Source organism: Clostridium budayi (assembly GCF_055396605.1).
The window spans coordinates 2,796,898-2,822,718 of record NZ_AP042456.1; the positions used below are offsets into that span (position 1 = coordinate 2,796,898).

The window sequence follows — 25,821 nt, forward strand, 5'->3', positions numbered from 1 at the left end:
ATTATTTATAAATAAAATTATACTACTCTAATCTTTCCTGTTAATAATTGTTGCATTAATCCTTTTTTCAATTCTTCTAATTTTTCTTTTTTATTTTGATATTCCTCTATTTTTTCATCTATTGATACTAATATTGATGCTATTTTATCTTGTTCTTTTTTATCTGGAATAGGTAATAAAAATTTTCTACACTGTGCTTGAGTAATTTTAGGCTGTGCAGAACCCGCTATATATTTTGAATAATCTTTTGATTCTAAGTAATATACAATAAAATCTATATTATGACTCTTATTATCTCTTATTTTAAATACATGTGCATGATTATTGACCCAACATCTTCCTGATACTTTAAATGCTAACTCTGTATTTCTAGAGCTAAGATTTTCTCCATCCTCTCCTAGCAATATTAAATCTTCATCAAAAATATAATCATTAACCCAATCTATAACTCCTGATGCTCCATAATATGGTATTTCACCTTTCATATTTTCTCTTTCACTCGCCTTTATTGGCTTTCTATAACTATCTAATATTTCACATATTTCCTCTAAGAATTTAACTTCCCACTCCTCAGGAATTTCCCCAATCTCCGTCTTCTTAAACTTTATATGTCCTACCCCCTTTGTTAATAGCTGTTGCATTAAGCCTTTTTTCAGTTCTTGATTTTTTTGTATTAATTTTTCTGTATTATCTATTTGCTCATCTACTGTTGAAAGTATTGACGCTATTTTTTCTTGTTCTTCTTTCGTGGGAATAGGAACTACCAACTCCCTAATCTCTTCTAAATGAAGATTTGTTACTGTTCCTTGCTTTGCTCTAAGTCTTATTTGCTTCATACAACTATCAGACTTTAAAAATTGCTCTAAATATTTATTAATAATAAGCGAATTTTCTTTTTTCATTTTTATTAAACATAAACTAACAAAAATACTAAATTCCTTATTCCAATCTATTATTTTAGGAATACCTATTGTTCCGTTCTTAGAGTATAATATATCTCCTAATTCCGGATTACATCTTTTTATCAATTCTAAATGCTCTTCTTGTGAAATATATTTTACATTTCCCCAATCAATATTACTTTGTTGAATATCCGTAACTCTCAAAAAAGGTATACCATCCTCTGTATAATTAGGTGTTTTATGCGTTCCATCAGTTATTTTATTTACTAATTTATTTAACTCCTCATATCCCCATTCATCAGGTATATATCCAGCTAATGTTTTTTTATATCCTTCTCTTACTTCTTTCTTCACTCTATCACCACCTTACAGTACATCAAATCCTAATTCCTTTAGATATCCATTAAGTTTTTCTTTTGTTGTTTCTTCTACTTCTTCTAATTCTCTTATTTCTTTTAATACTTTCTCTATATCAACTGGTTCTTCTTCTTCAGTTGTATCAACATATCTACTTATATTTAAATTACAATCATTTTCTTTAATAGTTTCAATATCCACAACAGTTGCATACTTTTCCACATCTTCAAAAGCATCAAATGTTGATATTATTTTTTCTATATCTTCATCCCTAAGTTTATTTTTATTCCCTTCTTTTACGAAGTCATTACTTCCATCTATAAATAGTATTTTTCCTTTTCTTTCTTCTTCTTTAGCTTTATTAAGAACTATTATAGCTGCTGGGATTCCTGTTCCGTAGAATATATTTTGTGGAAGTCCTATTGCTGCCTCTATTAAATCATCATTAATAAATCCTTTTCTTATTTTACCTTCCGCAGACCCCCTAAATAAAACTCCATGTGGAACTACTGATGCCATCTTTCCCTTCATATTTAAGCTTGAAAGCATATGCTCAACAAAAGCTAAATCTCCATAAGATTTTGGTGGTATTCCATAATTAAATCTATTAAAAGCATCTTTTGAAGCTTCTTCTGCTCCCCAATTTTTAAGTGAAAAAGGAGGATTTGCAAGTACTTTATCAAAAACTTTAAGCGTACCACCTTCCGTATGCTTAGGTTCTCTTATAGTATCACCTTTTTGAATATCTGCTCCCTTTGCTCCATGGAATAACATATTCATTTTACATATTGCCCATGTTGAAAGGTTTATTTCTTGACCAAAAAGACTTAAATTCTTAGGATTTCCCCCATGTCTTTTAACATAATCTATACTTTGAATAAGCATACCACCCGAACCACAAGTAGGGTCATATATTCTATCCCCTTCTTGAGGTTTTAATATATTAGTAAGAACCTTAACTACTTCTGTTGGAGTATAGAATTCTCCCCCTTTTTTACCACCTTGGTCTGCAAATTGTTTAATTAAATATTGATAAGCATCTCCAAGCATATCTTCAGATTCTAAATTAGAATTAGCTAAATTCACACTATTAAAAAGAATTAAAAGTTGAGATAACTTCTTATCTGGAACTTTTTCTTTATCATTGTAGTTAGTTGTACTTAATACACCAACAAGTTCAGCATTTTTTGGTTCGTCTTCAATTGCCTTAAATGCTTTATCTAATTCTGGTCCTATATTTAAAGTTAAATCTTTAAGTTTTGTCCATCTAGCTTGCTCTGGAACAAAGAAAGTTTCATAAATACTAGGGTCTTCTAAAAGTTCGTCTATTTCCTCTTCTTCAAGACCATCTTCTAAGAATTCTTTTTTTCTTTCTTCCCTTTCTTCATCAAATTCATCATTCAATCTTTTCAAGAATAACATTCCAAATATATAATCTTTGTACTCTGCACCAGTTAATTCTCCTCTAAGAATATCTGCACATTGCCAAAGTGTTGATTCTAATTCCTGTAATGTAAGCTTCGCCATAAATTTATCTCCTTCTAAAATATTTCCATCTATTCTTAAATTTATTTTTTAACTTGTTGTTACATATGCTCGTATTTTTTTCCAATCAATACGGCTATTTTACTAACGTTAAACAAAAATTTAACATTACATATGTTTAATTTTATCACAATCAGTGTGTAAGTATAATTTTCAAACAAAAAAATATTGCATTTTCATTTAAATTTATTAATATTTTTTGACATTTTACAATATAAATAATATTACAACAATTGCTATATAAAAGGGGGCAAATTGAGTAACCAAGCATTTCAAAATATATATAATTACCTTTTAACAGAAAGATTAAATGAGATAAGTAATCTTAATATTAATTACGTTAAAATTTTTATTAAAAATAACGAACAAATTATACTGGATAAGTTTCCTCTAGAAAATCAGGATTGGAAAAATTTCAAAAAAGAACTTTCACAATTTTTAAAAGCATCAATAACTATTAATTATTGTTATAAAGAAAATCCTAATCTTTATAGTAAACTTTTAAGTTGCAAAAACAAGGATGAAGTTCAGAAAGTACTAGCAGGAAATTTCCCTATAGACTTTAGTACAAGCCATAATATACGTAAGCAGATAATTAAAATTATTAAATTTATAAAAAATAATCCTACTAATGGTTTAACAGTAGTTAAAAATCATAAAAAAGCTGATTCTACTCAAATTTATAAACCTAGGTTAACCCTAGATATGTTAATAGAGATAATTAATAAAAATAACATTAATAAGGATTTAAACGATTTATCAGATGAAGAAATTAATTCAAAACTTTTATCATTACTAGAAAATCAATATGTTATTCCATCAAATGTTATTGATGAATATATATTAAAACATATTACTAGACATAATCCAACTGCAACTTCTAATACAGAAATAGATAAATTTACAATAATAAATAAAGATTATGATGAAAAAATAATTCAACTAACATTGGAAAGGGATAGCGCAATCAAATCTACTGAAGAAACTCAAGATAAGTATAAATTACTATTAGATAATTACTCAACTCTTGAAAATGACTTAAAAAATGCAAAAGCTGAATTAGAACATTTAAAATCCAAAGAAAAGAATATGCTTAAAAATCTGCTTTTTATAAATCCTTTAGATACTGCTAGTGCTTTTTCTCCAAATGATAGAATTCTTGACGTCAAAGTAAAGGTATCATTAGTAGATAAAGCATTTAACTTTTTTTATAAAAAAAATGTTTTTGATGCCAAAAAAATGCGTAATTATAATATGAGTTATAATGACTTAGCTGTAAACCTAAGTCTTTTAATAATCTCTAATCTTGATTTTGAATAGTAATTGCATAAAATAAAATTAACTTGTCCACAATATAAATAACTATTATTTTTAGGGGGTTTTACTATGGACAAGATAATAATTAATGCAGGAAATATAATAAAAAATACTAGAAAAGAGAAGGGATATTCAACCCAAGAACTAGCTAAATTATTAAATGTTTCTACTGGACTTATAAATAATATTGAAAATGGAAAAACGGACACGTTTAATCTTAATTTGTTATATAAACTAAGCGAAATATTGAATATACCTACTCCTGAAATAATCTCCTATGATTTAAATCCAATTATTAATACTTATGATACCAACTATCCTAATTTCGATTTTATATTAAAAAAATTAATTGAATTCGGGGTTAATGTAGACTGGAATGACTCTAAAATAAATACATTGTGTTCAAAATTAATATATGAAATAAATTACTTATCAGATATATATAAATAACCTAATTCAAATAAGAATTAGGTTATTTTTTTATACCTAAATATAATATTTTGAATTATAAATTCATTAAAATGAATATTTTTTATTAAATATGCTAATAATTGCTTCTGAGGTGATAAATGTGAGAAAAAAGTTAATTATTAGTAGTTCTAGCATCAATACCTTTTATAAAAACAAATCAACTTATATAAATAAATACCTAAATAAGTCTTCATCTAATAATACACAAAAATCTAAAAGCCTTATTTTTGGTACATCTATTCATTCAACTTTAAATGATTTTAATCTTCTTCCATTGAAAAAACAAACTAAAAATTCACTTCAAAAATTATTAAATAAAAATTGGATTACAGAGGGATATAATTCAAATGAGGAAATGTTAAGTGAATTTGTTAGAGCTAGAAATATGTTAGATAATTATTTTGATGAAAGAAAAGATATAGGAAAGTTATTATTATCAGAACAAATGATTTTTTATAATGTCAACTCTAACTTATCAATATGCGGAAAAATAGATAAAGTTTTTATAAACTCAGATGGAAAAATAGAATTACTTGACTACAAAACTGGATTACATACAAATTTGATGATTGACCCGACTACTGATATACAACTCCCTTTATACATAATTTTATTAAAACATAAGTTAAATATCATTCCTAATGTAATAAGTTATTATTATTTATCAACAAACAATAAAATTTCATTGAACATAAGTAATGATATTATAAATGATTCTTTAGAGCGTTTAAAATCTGTAATAAACGATATGAATACTCAAATAAAACTTTAATTTTCTAATTATCTATAACATTATAGATAATTAGAAAAACACTATATTTAGGAGGTATTTCAAATGAATAATTGTAAAAATATTGAATATAATATTAAAATTAAATATAAGGATAAACCTAAAACTATTGATAAAATTAGTAGTTTATTAATTACATTTTTAATAGAAAATAATAATTTAAACGAGGAAATTAAAAATGAATAATTTAAAATCAGTAATCAATTCATCCGAAAACTATGCTGCAATTTACGCTAGAATATCATCAACAAATGATAATAATTCTATAAATGGTCAAATTAATTTAGCTAAAGAAGTTTTATCTAAAAAAAACTTACTTTTATATGATACTTATATAGACCACACTTCTGCTAGAACAAAAGCTCCTCATCAAAGACCTGGCTTTAGCAAATTATTAAGGGATGCAAAAGCTGGATGTTTTAAGATATTAATTATATATAGGCTAGATAGACTTGTAAGAAACTTTAATCATTGGATAACTATAAAACAATTATTAAATAAATTAGGTATACAAATTATTTATTCTGATGAATCTCAAGTATCCCCTGATGATTCATCATATAATGAATTCCTTCAGAATCTAACTGTAATGGTTGCCGAAATGGAACCAAATACTATAAATTTACGTACAAGCGAAGGTAGAAAATTTAGACGCCAACAAGGTGCCTATAATGCAGCTAGAACTTCTCCTTTCGGTTATATTCGTAAATCTAGAAATGTATTATCAGAAAATAATATATCAAAGTCAATTTTTATAGGTGAACCAATTAAACTTGCTTTTATTAGATATCTTTTTTTAGAATATAATAATCATATTATTAAAGAAAAAATAGATATAAAAAATAACTATATAGCTTCTCTTGAAATTCTTTTAGATGATTCAAGAAACATGCTTAATAGTATAATTTCTTCTTTAGAAACAAACTCTGACTTAATAACTGACTCTATAAGTTATTCTAAACATTATATTGAATTAATAAATTCTTTTAATACTTATATTTCATCACATGGGCTAGAACTTTTGATGAAAGAATTAAAAACTATCAACTTCCACTACTTTATAGAAAAGAAAACTGGGAATAAAAAAAATCCTGGAAATTTCAATAAAACATTAAGAAATCCAATCTATGCTGGTTATATGTTGCTTGACTCAAATCATTTATGCAAAGGATTGAAGTACACTTCTCTTGATGGAGATGATGATAATATCACTTATAAAGAACGTATAGATGAATCTGCGTTTATAAAAACAAATAACTTAAATGGAGTTATCCCTTATGAGATATTTAAAACCGTATACTCATATCTAGCTTTTAAAGACTTAGGTAAAACTGATAGAAGCAAAGATTTTCTTTTCAAGGGTAAACTTAAATGCTCTTGTAATAAAAAAATCCTACTAATCGATGATTTACATTTACATTGTGGAGATAGTAACTGTAATATCTTCTATAAAGATGATTTATTAAGAGTAATTCTCTCTACAATAGTAAAAGATGTCTTATCGAAAAGTACTAACTCATTTAATAAATTCACTGATGATATAAGCTCTAAAATAAAATTATTTGAAGGTAACATTAAATATAATAGATTAAATAAGTTTGAACTCTTAGAAAACTACCTAAATTATGATGATTCTGATATATTAGATTCACTATTTAATAAAGAATCTTTAATTACTAATAACTTAAAAATGTGTAATGAATATAGAAAAAGATTATCTTATATCGAGAATTTAAGAGAAACATTTATTAATCCAACTGAAAATACTATGTTCCTTCAAGATAAAATTGATGAATCTATTGATTATATATTAAAAAATGAAGATATATTTTTCCTACTATTTAATGAATTGATAAAAGAAATAAAGGTGATTAATTATGGCAACCAAAATTCTAGAAAAATCAAAATTAAATACGAATTCACACCCCCAAAAGTTAGCGATATATATTAGAGTATCAAGCGATAAACAAAAAGGAAATGCCTCTAAATCAGTACAATTAAAAGCCATAAATAATTATATTGCAATAAACAACTGGATTGGTATCCCCTTTGAAATTTATGATGATACTCAATCAGCATCTCATACACTAAAAATGGACCTAGTTAACGATGACCTGGATAAATTTATGGAATATGATGATTTAAGCCCTAGTATCTTTCTAAGAAAAGATTTACGTCGTCTAATATATGATGCTAACTTAAAAAGATTTGATAAATTACTTGTGTATTCTCATGATAGATTATCTAGGGATATCTATGAAGGTCTATTTATACGCCATACACTAAAAAAATTGAATGTCGAAATTATTTATTGTAAACCTGGTGAGCAGATATCTTCTGGAAATAGTAGTTCTGATATTTTCTTTGAAAACCTCTTGAATTCACTTGCAGCATTAGAAGCTAATATTATTGGTGGAAGAACGTTTTTAGGTAATAGAACAAATATTACTAATAACAGATGGGCTGGCGGACCACCTCCTTATGGATATTTTCTTAAGCCAAATCCTAATTCATATAACAAAAATAAAAGTATATTAACCATTAACCGTATTGAAGCTATATTAGTAAAAAAAATTTTTGAATTATACAATCTAGGTTATACCCCTCAGAATATAGCAACTTTTATAAAAAAAGAGTATCCATACAATAATGATAGACATTGGACTCTTAATTCAATTAAAAGCATATTAAACAATCCTATTTATACTGGTACTATTGTGTGGAACAAAAAGGGTGGCTCTAGAAATCCTAAGAAAAAATCACCTGATAAACATATTAAATCATCCCATATGAAAGAACTTATAATAATTGATAATGAAACGTGGAATAAATCTATTTATATACGTGAGTTGCAAAAAAATAATCCTAAATTTTTATCCACTCAATTTTTATTAAAAGATATTATCTTTTGTAGAAAATGTGGAAATGCTTTAATGTGCAAAAATCATGGTAATTCTTCTGGTAGTGTTTATATTTGTAATAACAAAAATTGCAAAAAAAGATTTACAATTAAGACTAAATCCTTACATCAACTAGTATTCAATCAATTAACTGATGTCTTAGCAAATTCAATATTAGACTTGGAATATTTAAATAAATTCTATTCAAAATATTATAATGAATTTTTCAATAGACAGAATCATCTAATTAAAGAAAAACAAAATCTTGAATTGGAGCTAGCTAATATAAATAAATTGCTTATAAAATCTAAAGAAAAGATTTCATATCTTAATAGCACTAATATTGACTTAAGTGATGATGAATATAATAAGTATGTTTGTCTTATGGAGTCATTAGAAGAATTTAAAATTCATTTGAAGCTCTCCGAAAAAGAATTAATAAATAACATAAATTTACTTAATCATAAAATAAGCACTCCTATTATCAAGAAAGATAACATAAAAAATATATTTGCTAATAAAAAAGATACCCTTAATAAAATTATATCTATAGATGATATTTCATTAAAAAATAGATGTTTACGTCTTTTTGTATATGAGCTTATTGATAAAATACTAATTGATGCTGACAATAATGTTGAAATAAATTTTAAATAGTACATTAATTTTCTCTCTATTAGTTGAATATACTTTAAAAGTATAACAATTATATTTTTCGGGGTGAAAATGTCAAATCAATATACAAAGATTCCACTATTCATCGAAGACGATTTTTTTATAGATGATATATCACTTATTGAATCTCTTAGTTCTGCTGTTATAGATATATTAGAAGATATCCTTCCTAAGGATATCGAATCTGTTAATTCATTAATTAGTAAGATTAAATTAGAATTATAAAGTGAGGTAAACTTATATGAAAACAGCCGCAATTTACGCAAGACGTTCAAAAATTGTTGAAACTGGTGATTCTATAGAAAACCAAATTAATTTATGTACTAACTACTTAAAAAATGTAGGAGTCACCAATATTAGAGTATATTCTGATGAAGGTTTTTCAGGTAAAAATACTGATAGACCTGAATTTATAAGATTAATGAATGATGCTAAAGAAAATAAATTTCAGATATTAATTTGCTACAAACTTGATAGACTTAGCCGTAACATAGGCGACTTTTCAAATTTAATTAACGACCTAGAAAAATACAATATCTCGTTTATATCTGTTGTAGAGCAATTTGATACTAATTCTGCAATGGGAAAAGCTATGATGTATATATGCTCTGTTTTCAGTCAACTTGAGCGAGAAACTATATCAAAAAGAGTCTGTGATAATATGTATGAATTGGCTTCAAACGGCTATTGGCTTGGTGGTTCATGTCCTCTTGGTTTTACTAATAATCGTAAAACTTTTACAGACAATGGTGGAAAAATTCGAAGTTACTCTGAATTAACTCCTGTAAAAAAAGAAATCAAATTAGTAGAACTAATATTTAATAAATATATCGAACTTGGAAGCTTTTCTCAAGTAGAAAAGTATATGCTTCAAAATAATATAAAAACTCGTAACGGAAAAGATTGGAGCAAAACTACACTCAAAAACATTTTAACTAATCCTGTTTATGTTAAAGCAGATAATAAAATAGTAGATTACTTTAAAACAATTGGAATTACTACTTATGGTAATGTAGATGGTATTCATGGAATATTGATTTATAAAAAGAGAAAAGGTAAAAATGGAAAACTTCGAGACCCATCTGAATGGATATATGCCATATCTAGCCATGAAGGAATTATTGCTTCAGATATATGGTTAAATGTTCAAAAGATGGCTGAAGCTAATAAAGCTAGAGCCCCTAGTTTAGGTTGTAGTCACAATGCTTTATTAAGTGGAATGATTCGTTGTGCCAAATGTGGCTCACATATGCGAATTGCTTATGGATGTCCTACTAAAAATTCTTCAGTTAGAAAGCATTACTATATGTGCACACTTAAACATAACTCTGGTAAAGTGCGATGTTCATGTAAAAATGTAGATGGTCCTGAGCTTGATAGATTAATAATAAATAAATTAAAAGAATTTTCTATAGATAAAAATTACTTAATAAAGCGCTTAAAAGATTATAAAAATTCTATAAAAAATTCTTCTGAAAATTTTCTTTATGAAAATCTCCAAGAAAAACTCCACATTAATGAGCAACAGATAAATAATCTTGTTAATAACATTTCCCTTACTAATGAACCTGAACTTGTACAAATTCTGCTTACCAAGTTAACGAATCTAAAAAATGAAAGTATTGAGTTAAACAAATCTCTTACAGATTTAAACTCAGAATTAATAAAACAAAATAACTTATTAGATACCTGTGACAATATAGTCAATAAGCTAAAAGACTTTTCTTTATTAGTTGATACTTTAGATGTTCAAGCAAAGAAAAAGCTTATTTCTTCAATAATAGATAAAATATTTGTAGATGGAGATACAGGTTCTGTTAAAATTAAATTTAAATATTTTAAATAAAATAGCTAATAGATTTAATCTATAGGCTAAACAATTAGGAGGAAACATATGTGTACAAATGATAGAGCTCATGAAATTTTTGCATCGCAATCTTGTAATGCGAGCATCTGCTCTAAATACAAACATGCCTGAATTCCATAAATAAGTTCCCTTATATATGAAATCTTTAGCAACTTCAACATTTGGCTTTTCAGTAAATCTTGCCACCTTATACGCAGGTCTATTTCCATTTACCCTGTTGCCCATCTCAATATATCCATATCCAGTCTCTGGCCTATCTGGATATATCCCTAAGGTTACTATACATCTTCTCCTATTTGCTAATTCTACAGCTTGGGCTAATGTCTCTATATATGCCTTTTCATTTTCTATATAGTGATCTGATGGCAATACAATCATTACTGCATCTCTATCTTTTTTTAAAAGTCTAACTGCTGAAAGTCCTATACATGTGGCAGTTTCTTTATTCATAGGCTCTGTAATAATATTTTCATTATCTATATCACCAAGTTCTTCTTCTATTTTTTCTTTATAGTCTTGATTTGTAACTACGTATATATTTTTTTTATCGATTAAAGGAGCAATTCTTTCAACCGTATTAACCAAAAAACTTTTATTATTTATAACATCTAAAAATTGCTTTGGTTTTTCAGCCCTAGACAAAGGATATAACCTACTCCCCTTACCGCCTGCTAAAATAAGCCCGTATATCACACACTTTCAACTCCATGTAATACTATAGTGTATTCTATGTTAATTTTCATTATATTGTGCAATGTGACTTTATATTTCTCTATCACTTAAAAATTTTAACTATTTTTGTTTATAAAATACCTATTGACTTTTTAATTCTATAGATATATTCTTATATTAATAACTTAATATTTTAAAAGGGAGTAGTTTTAAATGTAACATCAACATTCTCGGTATAATTTTGTACCTGGTGTTATATACCCTTGTGGTTACGAGACTTTTAATATAAATTACGAAACACTTAATTTCGTAATTTATATTAAAAGTCTCTTTTTTGTTAAAAAACTGTTTTTGAAAGGAGAAATATTTAATGAAGACTTATTTTAACAAATCTATTTCAAATGTTTTAGATTTTTTTAAAACATCAAAAGAAGGTTTAACAAAAGAAAAAGTTCAAGAATCCAGAGAAAAATATGGTATTAATGCTTTAAAAGAAACAAAGAAAAAAAGCACATTCGAAGTATTCTTAGAACAATTTAAAGATTTACTAGTGATAATCCTAATAATTGCAGGTATTATTTCTATTGCTACTGGAAATGTAGAAAGTACAATTGTTATATTTGCTGTTATTATTTTAAATGCAATACTTGGAACCGTACAACATGTTAAAGCGGAGCAATCTTTAAGTAGCTTGAAAGCACTCTCTGCTCCTAATGCTAAGGTCATACGTAACGGTGAAAAAATTGAGGTTACATCTAAAGACGTTGTACCTGGTGATATATTAGTTCTTGAAGCTGGTGACTTAGTTGTTGCTGACGGTAGAATCATAGAAAGCTTTTCTCTTCAAGTTAATGAAAGTTCATTAACAGGTGAATCAGAAAGCGTGAATAAAAGTTCTGAAATTATAAAATCAGATGAAGTTGCTTTAGGTGACCAAAAGAATATGGTATTCTCAAGTTCTCTTGTAACTTATGGACGTGCTCTTGTTGTTGTTACTTCAACTGGTATGAATACTGAACTTGGTAAAATAGCTACTTTAATGGAAGAAACAAAAGAAAAGAAAACACCACTTCAAAAAAGTATGGATGACTTTTCTAAAAAGCTTGCCATTGCTATATTAGCAATTTGTATTGTTGTATTTTTATTAAGTATTTATAGAAATACTCCGGTGCTAGATTCATTAATATTTGCTGTTGCCCTTGCTGTTGCTGCTATTCCTGAAGCTTTAAGTTCTATAGTTACAATAGTACTTGCACTTGGAACCCAAAAGATGGCAAAAGAAAATGCTATTATAAAATCACTTAAAGCTGTTGAAGGACTTGGTTCTGTATCTGTTATTTGTTCAGATAAGACCGGTACTTTAACTCAAAATAAAATGACAACACAAGAAATCTATGTTGATGGCTCTTTAATAAAATCTGATGAGATAGACTTAAATAATAAAGTTGATGATTACTTATTAAAAGCTGCTGTTTTATGTAATGATTCAACTTCTGTTGATGGAAAAGAGCTTGGTGATCCAACTGAAGTTGCTCTTGTAAATCTTGCTCATATATATGGATTAAAAGAAATTGTTATTAGAAATGAATTTAAAAGACTTAAGGAAATTCCATTTGACTCAGATAGAAAACTTATGAGTACAGTTCATACTATAGATAATAAAACTATAATGTTCACTAAAGGTGCTTTCGATGTTCTTTTAAACAGAGTTACTTCTATTATGACTAAAGAAGGGGTAAGACCTATAACAGAAGAAGATAAGCAAAATATTATAGATACAAATATGGAACTTTCACAAAAGGGATTAAGAGTTCTAGCATTCTCATATAAAGAACTTGATGGTGTTCGTGATTTAACTTTAGAAGATGAAGATAACTATACATTCTTAGGATTAATATCAATGATAGATCCACCAAGAGTAGAATCTGCTGAAGCAGTTTCTGACTGTATAAAAGCAGGAATAAAACCAATAATGATTACTGGTGACCATAAAATTACTGCATCTGCTATTGCTAAACAAATTGGAATACTTCAAGATGGAGACATGGCAATTAGTGGTTTAGAACTTAATAATATGAGTGATGAAGAGCTTATGAGAAAACTTGATCATATTTCTGTATATGCTAGAGTTTCTCCAGAACATAAAATTAGAATCGTAAGAGCATGGCAAAGTAAAGACAAAATTGTTGCTATGACTGGTGACGGTGTTAATGATGCTCCAGCACTTAAACAAGCTGATATCGGTATTGCAATGGGAATTACAGGTACAGAAGTTTCAAAAGATGCTGCATCTATGATACTTACAGATGATAACTTTGCTACAATAGTAAAAGCTATAACTAACGGAAGAAACGTTTATGAAAACATAAAGAACTCAATTAGATTCTTACTTTCAGGTAATACTTCTGGTATACTAGCTGTACTTTATGCTTCAATAGCAGCACTTCCTGTACCATTTATGCCAGTACACTTATTGTTTATAAACTTATTAACTGATAGTTTACCTGCTATTGCAATAGGTATGGAAAAGCCTAGAAAAGACCTTCTAAAAGAAAAACCTAGGGATAGTAAAGAATCAATATTAACTAAAGATTTTATAACTGCTATAGGTGTTGAAGGTTTAATTATAGCAATCTTTACTTTAATAGCATTCCATATTGGACTTGCTTCAGGTAATAATGCAGTTGCTAGCACTATGGCATTCTCAACACTTTGCTTAGGTAGACTATTCCACGGATTTAACTGTCGTAGTAAAGCTTCAATATTTAAACTTGGTTTAACAAGTAATAAATATTCAGTATACGCATTCTTAGGTGGTACAATACTTCTAAATTTAGTTTTATTTATTAAGCCACTACAAAAATTATTTGAAGTTGCACCACTTACATTAACTCAAGTAGGTTTAATTTATTTATTAGCATTCCTACCAACAGTTATAATTCAAGGATATAAAGTATTTAGACAAGCTTTCTCTAAAGATGATTCTACAGAAGATAGTAAAGCTACTATTTAAAATAAAAAGTACCCTATAGAAATTTCTATAGGGTACTTTTTTATTTCATAACTTTTCTAAGTAACTTTATTTTATCTTTATAAGGCGCAAACCTAAATGGGAATTCTATAAAATTGCTTCTCTTAACTACTGACTTTTTATGAGTAAATGTATCAAAACTTGCTTTACCATGATAACTTCCAATACCACTATTCCCTACTCCTCCAAAAGGAAGATTACAAAAACCAACATGTAGTATAGTATCATTTATAGTTACTCCACCCGAACTTATACTCTTTAAAATATGTTCTACTTTATTATCATCATTTGAGAAATAATATAATGCTAATGGTTTTTCTCTATTATTTACAAACTCAATAACATTATCTAAATTATCAAATTCTATTACAGGAAATATTGGTCCAAATATTTCATTCGTCATAACCTTACTATCTAAAGGTACGTCTGTAAGTATAGTTGGCATCATAAATCTATTTTCTACATTATATTTTCCACCATAATAAATCTTTCCATCATCTAAATAATTCTTAAGTCTTATAACTTCTGCTTCTCTTATTATTTTGGGATATTCATCATTACTCTCAATATTATCTCCAAATTGTTTTTTTATTTCTTCAACTAATAATTTTAAAAACTTTTCTTTAACTTCCTTGTGAATCATTAAATAATCTGGAGCAATACAAGTTTGTCCTGCATTTAAAAGTTTTCCCCAAACTATTCTTTTAGCACTTAACTCTAAATTTGCATCCTTATCAACAATACAAGGACTCTTTCCACCAAGCTCTAATGTTACTGGAATTAAATTTTTAGATGCTTTTTCCATAACTATCTTTCCAACTTTAACACTTCCAGTAAAGAATATATAATCAAACCTTAATTCTAATAGCTTAGTTACTGCTTCTTTTCCTCCTGATGGCTCAACTACTTTTATATAATTACTTTCAAATCCATTATTTATTATTTCTTCTAAAACTTCAGATGTATATTTTGAATGTTCTGATGGTTTTAAAACAGCACAATTTCCTCCAGCTATTGCTCCAATAAGTGGTGCCATTATAAGTTGAAATGGATAATTAAACGGACCTATTATAAGTGTGACTCCGTATGGCTCTTTATATATATAAGCCTTACTTTTAAAATATATAATTGATCCCGATACCCTTTTTCTTCTTGTCCACTTTCTTAAATGCTTTATTTGATAATTTATTTCTTCATATACTATTCCAATTTCCGATTCATAACCCTCAAAGAAAGATTTATTCAAATCTTTCTTTAAGGCTTCTAATATTCTATCTTCATTTTCTTTTATAATTGATTTTAGTTTCTTTAATTGTTCTATTCTAAAATTTACATCTTTTGTTTTGTTAGTTTTAAAAAAGTTTTTTTGTTCTTCTAAAACCTCTTCTAAATAACCCATCCTTATGATCTCCTTTTTATACGTTTAATTAAATTTTATCATATATGAAATTTTGATTAAACATACTTATTGGTATATTAAATTCTGGTATACCTGAAGCATATGGTGCTATTTCATATTGACTATAATAAATAACTATATTGTTTCCTCTAATATAAAATTTCACATCATTATTAATTCCCTTAAAGTTTTTACCCTCATCAAAATACTTTTCTTTATCTTTAGATATCTGTTTTCTAATCTCTTTATCTATAATTGTCTTATAATCATATCCTTTTTTAAATAATTTATTTATCTTTAAAGGCTCTCCTGTTTTTCTATCCACAGCATATGCCTTCCTTGTTGTAATACCATGTGCACCTGCTGTAAATTGATAATAATCTGTGTAAAAACTTATTAAATCCTCTGATTCTCTTGTTACAAAATACTCAGATACTAATTCAAACCCTACATTACATATGTAACCATGTTTTTTATAATCTTCTAATACATCCTTAGTTTCTTTAATCCAATTATCTGTATAATTTTTTATTTGATTATTTACTTTAGTTCCTATTTCGCTATTTATATAAGGATATTTAACGTTAATGTCTATACATTTATTCTTTTCTCTTATTTGTATTGGCTTTATTAAACTATTTCCATAATCCTCATTTTGAGCACTTATCCACACCCCCTGTGAACAACAAGTCACAAAAAAAGTTATCCACAATATAGCTAAACCCTTGAAAATACCACTTTTCATAAAATCAACTCCTACTTTTTCCAACAAATTCTGTTGAAAATTTTACTTTTTTTATAGTATTCCTCAAAAATCATTAAATTATCTACATCACTATCAACAAGTTTGTAACAACTTATCCACAGGCACTTGTGGATTATGTTAGTAATATTTTGTATTTATTTTAAATTTTTAAAACTCTGATTAATATTTGTTTAAATATTCATAAATTACAATCCCCATATTATTTATTAAATGAAAAAGAGATGTTAAAAAACACCTCTTTTTAAAGATCAACATCTTTTGTTTTTACAGAACCTTGTATTAGTTCATTTAATCCTTTAAGCTCTTTTATAGTTAAGTCTCTCCACTCACCTATTTTTAAATCGCCTAAATTTATATTCATTATTCTTATTCTTTTAAGCTTCTTAACTTCATAACCTAAAGCTTCACTCATTCTTCTTATTTGTCTATTCATTCCTTGAGTTAATATTATTCTAAATGTATAATCATTCTCTTTCTTAACAAAACACTCTTTAGTTACAGTTCCAAGTATTCTAACTCCACTTGCCATTTTCTTAATAAAATCATCTGTTATCTTTTTATCTACAGTAACAATATATTCTTTATCATGGTTATTTCCAGCTCTAAGTATTTTGTTTACTATATCGCCATCATTAGTTAAAAGTATTAAACCTTGAGAATCTTTATCTAATCTCCCTATTGGGAAAATCCTCTTTTTATGATTAACGAAATCAACTATATTCCCTTTAACTTTTTTCTCAGTAGTACAAGTAATTCCAACAGGTTTATTTAAAACTATATATACAAGCTCCTCTTCTTTAGATATTTTTCTTCCATTTACTTTAACTACTTGCCCTTTAGAAACTTTAGTTCCCATAGTAGCTATCTTTCCATCTATTGTTACTTTTCCTTGTTCTATTAGCTTATCAGCTTCTCTTCTTGAACATATTCCTGTTTCACTTATATATTTGTTTAGACGAATTTCATCACTTCTATCATTATGAACTATTATATTATTTATTTCTTTTTGTTTATTTTTATTGTTTTTCTTCTTACTATATCCTTTATAGCTTTTTTTCATCTATATCTTCCTTTTTCTATTTTTTCGAATTTCAAAATAATTTTTGTTCATTTCCAGCATTATTTATTCTTAACTTAATATCATTATCATGTACAAACTCGCTAGTTTCTTCTAAAGTTCCATATTTTATAGGATCACCTGTTACAGTAACCAATATAGAACTATCTGGAATCATATTATTATTCTTTGCATATTCTAATATATTTTTCATGGCACTATCTAATTTCGCATTTTTTGTATCTATCTTATTTAACATTTCTTGACCTTTTGTAGTACCTGAATATGCATCAACGACTTTTCCAAAAGAATTTACATGAAGCTTAATTTGAGATGTTGTATTTATTAGTATTGTTCTATCTATACTTGTATATTTAAAATAAAAGCCACCCAAAATAGCAACAAGTATTACTATAGCAATGCCTATTTGTATTTTATATTCTTTAAATCCCTTTTTTATAGTTCCACTAACTTCTTCCCCTACTATACATTCTTCATCTGACTTTACCTTTTTAAACTCTCCCATACTAGTCAATATAAATAACGAATTTTTCATCTTCTTAAGTACAATTCCTCTTACCCCTTTATCTTCTCCTTGATTAAAAGGAATTATGTTTTGTTCCTCTTTTTTCTCATCATTTTCCGTATCTTCTATTTCATCTATTTTCATATAATCTTGAATAAGTTTATAATTAGGATTTGAGAATATAACTGCATAAGTAATTATATAATCACTGTACTTTTCAATAAATATTTTTGATTGTTTAGTATGTTTTGAAAGTATATTTATAGGTATTCTTCTTTTTTCTTGAAAATATTCTATAAGTTCTGGCTCTTCTATTATATAAAATGCTATATTTAAAATTAAATCCATATCCTTAGGATTTGGTTCTATAATAAATAAATCTTTAAGAATTACTTTATATAAATATAATTCTTTTATCATTAACGATATTTGCTCTCCCCTAATTTTATTTGCTTCTTCAGTTATTTCAAATAAACTAGGTAAATTTGAAAATCTATATTTATTTCTGTTAAAGATCTCCATTTTTTAATCCCCCTTATAAAAAGTTATATAATTCCATAAAATCACTCTCTATCATTCTCTTTAATTATACCTAAATCCCTAATTTTTTTAAATCAAATTACAAATTAATAATCATTTATTACATACTTTTCTAATATATTATATTAAATACTAATAAATTTATGGTAATTTCAATGAAATCAAATGTAATTTATGTAGATTTTAAATATAAACGCATAAAGGTTAGTAAGCCTTACTTCTTTGCTGTAAATTTTTATGTTAAAATTAAGGAAGATTTTTTAAAGAGGTGAAGGTATATGCGTATTGGATTAGGTTATGATGTGCATCGATTAGTTAAAGACAGAGATTTAATACTTGGTGGTGTCAAAATACCACATGAACTTGGACTTCTTGGACATTCTGACGCTGATGTTCTTATACATGCTATTATGGATTCATTACTTGGAGCTTCAGCTTTAGGTGATATAGGAAAACACTTCCCTGATACGGATCCAAAATATAAAGGTATATCTAGTGTAAAATTACTAGAAGAAGTCGGTAAATTACTTTATAAAAATAACTTTACAATTGGTAATATAGATGCAACAATCATCGCAGAAAAACCAAAGATGGCTCCGCATATTATGGAGATGAGAAATAATATTGCAAAAGCTCTAGAAATAGACGTAAATAAAGTCAATGTAAAAGCTACAACAGAAGAAGGTCTTGGCTTTACTGGTGAAAAACTTGGAATTTCTTCACAAGCTATTTGTCTATTAAATGATTAATTTCTAAAATAAAAACCTCTAAGGTAATTAGCCCTTAGAGGATTTTTATTATTCTATTATATTTCTTTCCTTATTTCTGCTCCAGTAAACAAATATAGCTATAACTGCTGATATACCCATTAAATATGGATAGAATAAATATTTCATTATTTGAAATGGTGATATAGCTGCAAGTCCTGCTGCTGATATAAGTTGTGCACCATATGGTATTATACCTTGGAAAGCACAAGAGAACATATCAAGTATTCCAGCAACTCTCTTTGGTTCTAAATCAAACTCATCTGATATATCTTTTGCTATAGGACCAACTGTTACAATCGCAATAGTATTGTTTGCAGTACAAATATCAACTAAGCTTACTAATGCTCCTATTCCAAGTTCTGCTCCCCTTCTTGTTTTAAAATTCTTAAGTCCTTTGTGTAATATAAAATCAATTCCGCCATTATGTTTTATAATGCTTATTGTTCCTGCTATAAGTAATGAAATTATTATAAGTTCGCTCATTCCTGAAATTCCTTGGGCCATATTTTGAAATAAGCCTATAATATCAAAACTACTTGTTGCTATTCCAATTACTCCTGCAAGTATTATTCCAGATGATAATACAAATATAACATTAACTCCAATTAAAGCGAACACTAAAACCCCAACATAAGGTAATATCTTTATTAAACTATAATCATAATTTCCTAATGCATAAGAGCTTGTCCCTGATGTTATTACTGTAAATAGTATAGCTGTTATTATTGCAGCTGGAAGAACTATTTTAAAATTCATCTTAAACTTATCTCTCATTTCGCATTTTTGTGTTCTTGTTGCTGCTATAGTTGTATCTGAAATTATAGATAAGTTATCTCCAAACATAGCCCCACTTACAACTGCTCCAACAACTATTCCAATTGCAATTCCTGTCTTGTCTGATATTCCAACAGCTATTGGTACAAGAGCTACAATTGTTCCCATTGATGTTCCAACTGATAATGCAATAAAACATGCAACTATAAATATTCCTGATACTAAAATACTGGCAGGTAACACTGAAAGTCCTAGATTAACAGTTGAATCAACTGCTCCCATAGCTTTTGCAATTTGTGCAAAAGCACCAGCTAAAACAAATATAAGTATCATAAGAATTATATCTGGATTTCCAGCACCCTTACAAAAAATATGTAATTTTTCCTCAAACTTAATTTTTCTATTCATAATTAAAGCTACAATAGCTGAAATTAAAAACGGTATTATTACTGAAACAGCATAAAAATCTTTTGCAATTATAGATATTCCTAAATATACAACTATAAATACTAACAATGGTAATAATGCTAGTGGATTTCCTTTTTTCATTTTATTTCCCTCCTACTTTATGTAATAAAAAAAAGCTTCTGATAGAAATCAGATGCTTTATATACTCTATAAACCACTACTTATCTATCAGTTTAATACTGCTGGAATTAGCACCACACTATTAATAATTTGCATTAAAATATAACCATCAAAACTAATTGATAGTACACATTCATAACCTAATTACTAACTTAGTAGGTTGCCGGGTTTCATAGGGCCAGTCCCTCCACCACTCTTGATAAGACTTTATTTAATTTTAATTATTTACTATTTTAACAATTTCATTTATAAGTGTCAATTATTTTATTTTGGAATCTATATTAAATTATATTAAAAGAAAAAACAATTAATACATCTTTTCTTTATGTTTAATTAATATAGCTTTATAAACTCTTCTAATAGTGAGCTTGCATTTTTAGATGCAATAGGTAAGAATTGCTCATAAGATAAATCTGCTGATCCATCTGCTTTATCTGATATTGAACGAATTATTACAAATGGTATATTGTTTAAATAAGCAACTTGAGCCATTGAAGCTCCTTCCATTTCTACAGCTCCAACATTTCCAAAATTCTTTTTAATTCTTTTAGAAACTTCTCCACCTGCAACAAATTGGTCTCCTGATGCTACACGACCTTCCTTAACAGTTATTCCATTAACATTTTTTGAAGCCTTCTCTAAAGTATCTATCATACCTTTATCAGCCTTAAAGAAAGTAATTCCAAGTCTTGATATCTCACCAAGTGGGTCGCCACAAGCTGTTGTATCAAAATCATGTTGAACTGCATCTGTTGAAATAACTATATCTCCTTGCTTTAATTCTGGGTCCATAGTTCCAGCTACCCCTGAGTTTATAACTGCTGAAACATTAAATTTATCTACTAAAATTTGAGTGCAAGCTGCCATATTTACTTTACCAACACCTGAACGTACTAAAACTATTTCTTTTCCATCTAAATTACCTTTATAGAATTCCATTCCAGCTTCCTTTAAGGTATCTTCTATTTTCATTTTTCCTTTAAGTATTGCTACTTCTTCTTCCATTGCACCTATAACTCCTAAAACTTTTTCTTTAGAAGTATCGTTCGTCTTACTACATCCTAAAAAACTAAATAGCGATACAATTAATAATAATGTCATAACTAATAATGATTTCTTTTTCATCTTACGTCTCCATTCACGAATATTTTTTAAGTTTTTATTTTTTTAGTTCGTTTTTCATACATTTTTATATCACATTATTTTTAATATATCAACTACTTTTTTATTTATTTTTTAAATTTTAGGTTATACTTTTTCTTTTTATAAGATATTATATATAAATAATTATTATAGTTATAAAAAAGACTTTCCTAAATATTTAGGAAAGTCTCATAATTAATCTATTATTAATTAAAGTGTCTCTGAAAGTTTATTTAGAAGTATATTTCTAAATACATTTGAGCATTCTTTATCAGTATAAACTTTTTTACATAAATCTTTGAAGTCGTCAACTGAAAGGCCTATACCTTTTTTAAACTCTTCTTCTTTATCAGTTGCTTCAACAGTTTCTGCAATAAATTCTCCAAGTTCATCTGGAGTTTTAAATATTTTTAAATATAAGAATTCTGTATCATCACCAAGCCATGCCCTATTAAATTCTTTTGAGAATTTAATTATACCCTTTATTATTTCTTCGTCAGATTTATCCCATAGATTTTTTAATAAATTATACTGCTCTGTCATACACTGAAACTCTTCGTTTGTTATTTTACCCTTTGCTTGAAAATCTGAAATTAAATCTGTTACTGGAATAGGTGGAATTTTCATTATTAATTTTTTAGTTCCATTGACCCAATTATAGAAAACTTTTTGTAAAAATGCATGTTGTAAATACCCAAGTAATGCTCTTCCATTTGGAAAACTTGCGTATATATTCTCTATTCCATTCTTATTTGAAAACATCAATGTATGAATGTAGACAGAATTTTTAGTTGGTAGTTTTCCCATAAATATGTGAGCTCTTATAGCTCTGTGCTCATTTACATTTTGTGCCCAATAGTCAAATGAATTGTAATTCTCTCTCATAAATATCACCTTTCTATATAGATTTTAATATAATATCTATATAGTATATTATACCATTTTAGATTATTTTTTACTCGCTATTTTCAGAATATTTAGTAATTATTTTTGGCATCTTTTTAATTGATTTTTTTTAAATATTTTCTTATAATTAACTATATTATTTAAGGGGGTTTATAATTGTATTATTGTGAGATATGCAATAAAAAAGCAGACATTCACCATATAGTTCATAGAAGTGAGGGTGGTTTTGATATGGAGATAAATTATATGTATCTTTGCGAAGAACACCATAGAGGGAAAAATGGCCCTCACCACTCTTTAGAAACTGATTTAACTTATAAAATCAAGCTTCAAAAAAATTTATACAAACTTCTTCCTAAAAGATATTATTCCTTTAAGGAATTATCATCTATACTAAACGTTTCTTCAAACATTACTAAAAGAATAATTAAAGATATAAAATTATATAAAGAAGGTTATAGAAAAGATGATATAATATTAAAAATTATGGGTGGATCGTATTATGAAGAAGAACTTTTAGAAAATTTAAAACTTGAAAAACTTTATGAAAGCATTTATTGACATCTGAAATTAGTATGATTATAATATAAACTAACTTAACAAGATAACACGTTGATGAGAAGAGTATGTTAAACCCTCACTTTCAGAGAGAAGATATATTAGCTGTAAATATCTTTATTTGAGATTAACAGAAAACTAACTCTGAGTGGCTCTAATCCAGCCCGTATTTGTCACGTTACGACATATTTGAGTGATTCTTAAAATTTTAAGAATAACTAGAGTGGAACCACGGATATTACACTTCGTCTCTATATTTTAGAGATGAAGTTTTTTTATTTTAACAATAAATTTTAGTTTAAATATATTAGAGAAAGGAGTTTTTTAAAATGATTAAAGTTACTTTAAAAGACGGTTCAGTTAAAGAATTTGAAAAAGGCGTATCAGTTTTAGATGTAGCAAAAGGTATAAGCGAAGGACTTGCAAGAAATGCACTTTGCGGAATAGTTAATGGAGAGGTTGTTGATTTACGTCATACATTAAATGATGATGTTGAACTTAGCATATGTACATTTGATTCAAAGGAAGGTAAAGATGCTTTAAGACATACTGCATCTCACGTATTAGCTTATGCAGTTAAAAGATTATTCCCAGAAGTTAAAATCGCTATAGGACCTGCAATAGACAATGGATTCTACTATGATTTTGACAAGGAAGTAGCTTTCACTACTGAAGATCTTCAAAAAATCGAAGCTGAAATGAAGAAAATAATAAAAGAAAATCCTGAAATAGAAAGATTCGAACTTCCAAGAGACGAAGCTTTAGAACTTATGAAGGATGAACCTTATAAGGTTGAACTTATAAATGACTTAGGAGAAGATGAAGTTATTTCATTCTACAAAATGGGTGACTTTACAGATCTTTGCGCAGGTCCACATATAATGTCACTTAAGCCAATGAAAGCTGTTAAACTTCTAAGAAGTGCTGGTGCTTACTGGAGAGGTGATGAAAATCACAAAATGCTTTCAAGAATATACGGTACTGCATTCTTAAAGAATAAAGATTTAGAAGAACACTTAGCTGCTTTAGAAGAAGCTAAAAAGAGAGACCATAACAAATTAGGTAGAGAATTAAAACTATTCACTACTGATGAAAATGTAGGTCAAGGTCTTCCTCTAATAATGCCAAGAGGTTCAAGAATAATCCAAACTCTACAAAGATGGATTGAAGATGAAGAAGAAAGAAGAGGTTATGTTTTAACTAAAACTCCTCTAATGGCTAAGAGTGATCTTTACAAAATTTCAGGTCACTGGGATCATTACAAAGATGGAATGTTCGTTTTAGGTGATGAAGAAAAGGACGACGAAGTATTTGCTTTAAGACCTATGACTTGCCCATTCCAATATGCAATATACAATTCAGAACAACACAGCTACAGAGATCTTCCTGTAAGATATGCTGAAACTTCTACTCTATTTAGAAATGAAGCATCAGGAGAAATGCACGGACTTATAAGAGTTAGACAATTCACTCTAGCTGACGGTCACATAGTATGTACTCCAGAACAATTAGAAGAAGAATTCAAAGGTGTTGTTGATTTAATAAAATATGTAATGGCTACTTTAGGAATTGATGGAGATATCTCATACAGATTCTCAAAATGGGATCCAAACAATACTAAGAAGTACATTAACAATCCAGAAGCTTGGGAAAGAACTCAAGACATAATGAAAACTATATTAGATCATTTAGAAATAGATTACGTTGAAGCTGATGATGAAGCTGCATTCTACGGACCAAAACTTGATATTCAATTCAAGAACGTTCACGGAAAAGAAGATACTATTATAACTGTTCAAATAGACTTCGCTCTAGCTGAAAGATTCAACATGACTTACATTGATAAAGATGGAGAAAAGAAACGTCCATACATCATCCACAGATCATCAATCGGATGTTATGAAAGAACACTTGCAATGCTTATTGAAAAATATGCAGGAGCATTCCCAACTTGGCTTGCACCAGTTCAAGCAAAAGTTCTTCCATTATCAGATAAGTACAATGACTACGCTGAAAAAATCGTTAAAGATTTAAGAAATAATGGCGTAAGAGTTGAAGGAGACTACAGAGCTGAAAAACTTGGATACAAGATAAGAGAAGCAAGACTTGAAAGAACTCCTTACATCTTAGTTGTTGGTGAAAAAGAAATGGCTAACAATGAAGTTTCTGTAAGAAGCAGAAAGAATGATGATGAAGGTTCAATGAATTACGAAGCATTCAAGTCAAGATTATTATTAGAAATCTTAAATAAAGACCTTTAATAAAAA

21 protein-coding genes, 1 pseudogene, 1 riboswitch and 1 other annotated feature are annotated in these 25,821 nt (G+C 27.5%); of the genes and pseudogenes, 12 read left to right on the top strand and 10 right to left on the bottom strand.

All coding sequences use genetic code 11. From position 1 onward, the window contains the following. Positions 1 to 17 precede the first annotated feature (17 nt). Entirely contained in the window at positions 18 to 1,256 is a 1,239-nt protein-coding gene (locus tag ACZ5TJ_RS13545; RefSeq protein WP_464200395.1) for a restriction endonuclease subunit S, read from the bottom strand. 12 nt (positions 1,257 to 1,268) lie between these two features. Then, complete coding sequence (locus ACZ5TJ_RS13550) at positions 1,269 to 2,786, bottom strand: type I restriction-modification system subunit M (protein ID WP_448875357.1); 1,518 nt, start codon at positions 2,784 to 2,786, stop codon at positions 1,269 to 1,271. 273 nt (positions 2,787 to 3,059) lie between these two features. On the opposite strand from ACZ5TJ_RS13550, the gene ACZ5TJ_RS13555 reads away from it, so the two are divergent. The 8 genes from ACZ5TJ_RS13555 to ACZ5TJ_RS13590 all read left to right on the top strand — a co-directional run bounded on the left by ACZ5TJ_RS13555 (position 3,060) and on the right by ACZ5TJ_RS13590 (position 10,803). Beyond that, positions 3,060 to 4,124 (top strand): hypothetical protein, encoded by a 1,065-nt coding sequence (locus ACZ5TJ_RS13555; protein WP_464200396.1) that lies wholly within the window; start codon positions 3,060 to 3,062, stop codon positions 4,122 to 4,124. Positions 4,125 to 4,190: 66 nt separating this feature from the next. Continuing rightward, a complete protein-coding gene (locus ACZ5TJ_RS13560) occupies positions 4,191 to 4,571 on the top strand; it encodes a helix-turn-helix transcriptional regulator (protein ID WP_320683411.1) in 381 nt (126 codons plus the stop codon). Positions 4,572 to 4,692: 121 nt separating this feature from the next. Beyond that, on the top strand, positions 4,693 to 5,364 hold the full coding sequence (locus tag ACZ5TJ_RS13565) for a RecB family exonuclease (RefSeq protein ID WP_448875355.1): 672 nt from the start codon (positions 4,693 to 4,695) through the stop codon (positions 5,362 to 5,364). A 63-nt stretch (positions 5,365 to 5,427) separates the two neighbouring features. Next, complete coding sequence (locus tag ACZ5TJ_RS13570) at positions 5,428 to 5,568, top strand: hypothetical protein (protein WP_320683335.1); 141 nt, start codon at positions 5,428 to 5,430, stop codon at positions 5,566 to 5,568. Next, the gene (locus tag ACZ5TJ_RS13575; RefSeq protein WP_464200397.1) at positions 5,561 to 7,333 is read left to right on the top strand and encodes a recombinase family protein; all 1,773 of its coding nucleotides are present in this window, start codon (positions 5,561 to 5,563) and stop codon (positions 7,331 to 7,333) included. The genes ACZ5TJ_RS13570 and ACZ5TJ_RS13575 overlap by 8 nt, the downstream gene beginning before the upstream one ends. Beyond that, on the top strand, positions 7,260 to 8,939 hold the full coding sequence (locus tag ACZ5TJ_RS13580) for a recombinase family protein (RefSeq protein ID WP_464200398.1): 1,680 nt from the start codon (positions 7,260 to 7,262) through the stop codon (positions 8,937 to 8,939). Before ACZ5TJ_RS13575 ends, ACZ5TJ_RS13580 begins: the two co-directional genes overlap by 74 nt. Before the next feature lie 69 nt (positions 8,940 to 9,008). After that, the gene (locus tag ACZ5TJ_RS13585) at positions 9,009 to 9,182 is read left to right on the top strand and encodes a hypothetical protein (protein ID WP_320683338.1); all 174 of its coding nucleotides are present in this window, start codon (positions 9,009 to 9,011) and stop codon (positions 9,180 to 9,182) included. Positions 9,183 to 9,198: 16 nt separating this feature from the next. Next, positions 9,199 to 10,803: a recombinase family protein gene (locus tag ACZ5TJ_RS13590; protein ID WP_464200399.1), complete on the top strand. Its 1,605-nt coding sequence runs from the start codon at positions 9,199 to 9,201 to the stop codon at positions 10,801 to 10,803. A gap of 105 nt (positions 10,804 to 10,908) precedes the next feature. On the opposite strand, the pseudogene ACZ5TJ_RS13595 reads toward ACZ5TJ_RS13590, so the two are convergent. Continuing rightward, positions 10,909 to 11,517 (bottom strand): annotated as a pseudogene (locus tag ACZ5TJ_RS13595) (mannose-1-phosphate guanylyltransferase); the annotation flags it as partial. A gap of 349 nt (positions 11,518 to 11,866) precedes the next feature. Here ACZ5TJ_RS13595 and ACZ5TJ_RS13600 point away from each other — a divergent pair. After that, the gene (locus tag ACZ5TJ_RS13600) at positions 11,867 to 14,509 is read left to right on the top strand and encodes a cation-translocating P-type ATPase (protein ID WP_464200400.1); all 2,643 of its coding nucleotides are present in this window, start codon (positions 11,867 to 11,869) and stop codon (positions 14,507 to 14,509) included. A gap of 40 nt (positions 14,510 to 14,549) precedes the next feature. On the opposite strand, the gene ACZ5TJ_RS13605 is transcribed toward ACZ5TJ_RS13600, so the two are convergent. The 4 genes from ACZ5TJ_RS13605 to ACZ5TJ_RS13620 all read right to left on the bottom strand — a co-directional run bounded on the left by ACZ5TJ_RS13605 (position 14,550) and on the right by ACZ5TJ_RS13620 (position 18,797). After that, the gene (locus ACZ5TJ_RS13605) at positions 14,550 to 15,926 is read right to left on the bottom strand and encodes an aldehyde dehydrogenase (RefSeq protein ID WP_464200401.1); all 1,377 of its coding nucleotides are present in this window, start codon (positions 15,924 to 15,926) and stop codon (positions 14,550 to 14,552) included. A 28-nt stretch (positions 15,927 to 15,954) separates the two neighbouring features. After that, on the bottom strand, positions 15,955 to 16,671 hold the full coding sequence (locus ACZ5TJ_RS13610) for a DUF3298 and DUF4163 domain-containing protein (protein ID WP_052950942.1): 717 nt from the start codon (positions 16,669 to 16,671) through the stop codon (positions 15,955 to 15,957). A gap of 262 nt (positions 16,672 to 16,933) precedes the next feature. Continuing rightward, positions 16,934 to 17,752: a 23S rRNA pseudouridine(2604) synthase RluF gene (gene rluF / locus ACZ5TJ_RS13615; RefSeq protein WP_464200402.1), complete on the bottom strand. Its 819-nt coding sequence runs from the start codon at positions 17,750 to 17,752 to the stop codon at positions 16,934 to 16,936. Between the two features lie 31 nt (positions 17,753 to 17,783). Further along, entirely contained in the window at positions 17,784 to 18,797 is a 1,014-nt protein-coding gene (locus ACZ5TJ_RS13620; protein WP_464200403.1) for an anti-sigma factor domain-containing protein, read from the bottom strand. A gap of 296 nt (positions 18,798 to 19,093) precedes the next feature. On the opposite strand from ACZ5TJ_RS13620, the gene ispF reads away from it, so the two are divergent. Then, entirely contained in the window at positions 19,094 to 19,564 is a 471-nt protein-coding gene (gene ispF, locus ACZ5TJ_RS13625; RefSeq protein ID WP_464200404.1) for a 2-C-methyl-D-erythritol 2,4-cyclodiphosphate synthase, read from the top strand. A 48-nt stretch (positions 19,565 to 19,612) separates the two neighbouring features. Here the strand turns inward: ispF and ACZ5TJ_RS13630 are convergent, their stop codons facing one another. The 3 genes from ACZ5TJ_RS13630 to ACZ5TJ_RS13640 form a co-directional block, all read right to left on the bottom strand. Further along, positions 19,613 to 20,908, bottom strand: coding sequence for a Na+/H+ antiporter NhaC family protein (locus ACZ5TJ_RS13630; RefSeq protein ID WP_464200405.1), 1,296 nt, complete (start codon positions 20,906 to 20,908; stop codon positions 19,613 to 19,615). Between the two features lie 77 nt (positions 20,909 to 20,985). Continuing rightward, positions 20,986 to 21,153: riboswitch (SAM riboswitch) on the bottom strand. 127 nt (positions 21,154 to 21,280) lie between these two features. After that, positions 21,281 to 22,072: a 5'-methylthioadenosine/adenosylhomocysteine nucleosidase gene (locus ACZ5TJ_RS13635; RefSeq protein WP_464200406.1), complete on the bottom strand. Its 792-nt coding sequence runs from the start codon at positions 22,070 to 22,072 to the stop codon at positions 21,281 to 21,283. Positions 22,073 to 22,300: 228 nt separating this feature from the next. Then, on the bottom strand, positions 22,301 to 22,975 hold the full coding sequence (locus tag ACZ5TJ_RS13640) for a hypothetical protein (protein ID WP_464200407.1): 675 nt from the start codon (positions 22,973 to 22,975) through the stop codon (positions 22,301 to 22,303). Between the two features lie 177 nt (positions 22,976 to 23,152). Between ACZ5TJ_RS13640 and ACZ5TJ_RS13645 the strand changes: the two genes are divergently transcribed. Together ACZ5TJ_RS13645 and thrS are read left to right on the top strand one after the other, a co-directional pair. Further along, a complete protein-coding gene (locus ACZ5TJ_RS13645) occupies positions 23,153 to 23,557 on the top strand; it encodes an HNH endonuclease (protein WP_464200408.1) in 405 nt (134 codons plus the stop codon). A 42-nt stretch (positions 23,558 to 23,599) separates the two neighbouring features. Next, positions 23,600 to 23,810 (top strand) — a binding site (T-box leader). A gap of 73 nt (positions 23,811 to 23,883) precedes the next feature. Next, positions 23,884 to 25,815 carry a threonine--tRNA ligase gene (thrS, locus tag ACZ5TJ_RS13650; protein ID WP_464200409.1) on the top strand — a complete coding sequence of 644 codons (1,932 nt, stop codon included), beginning with the start codon at positions 23,884 to 23,886 and terminating at the stop codon, positions 25,813 to 25,815. The last annotated feature ends 6 nt before the right edge of the window (positions 25,816 to 25,821 follow it).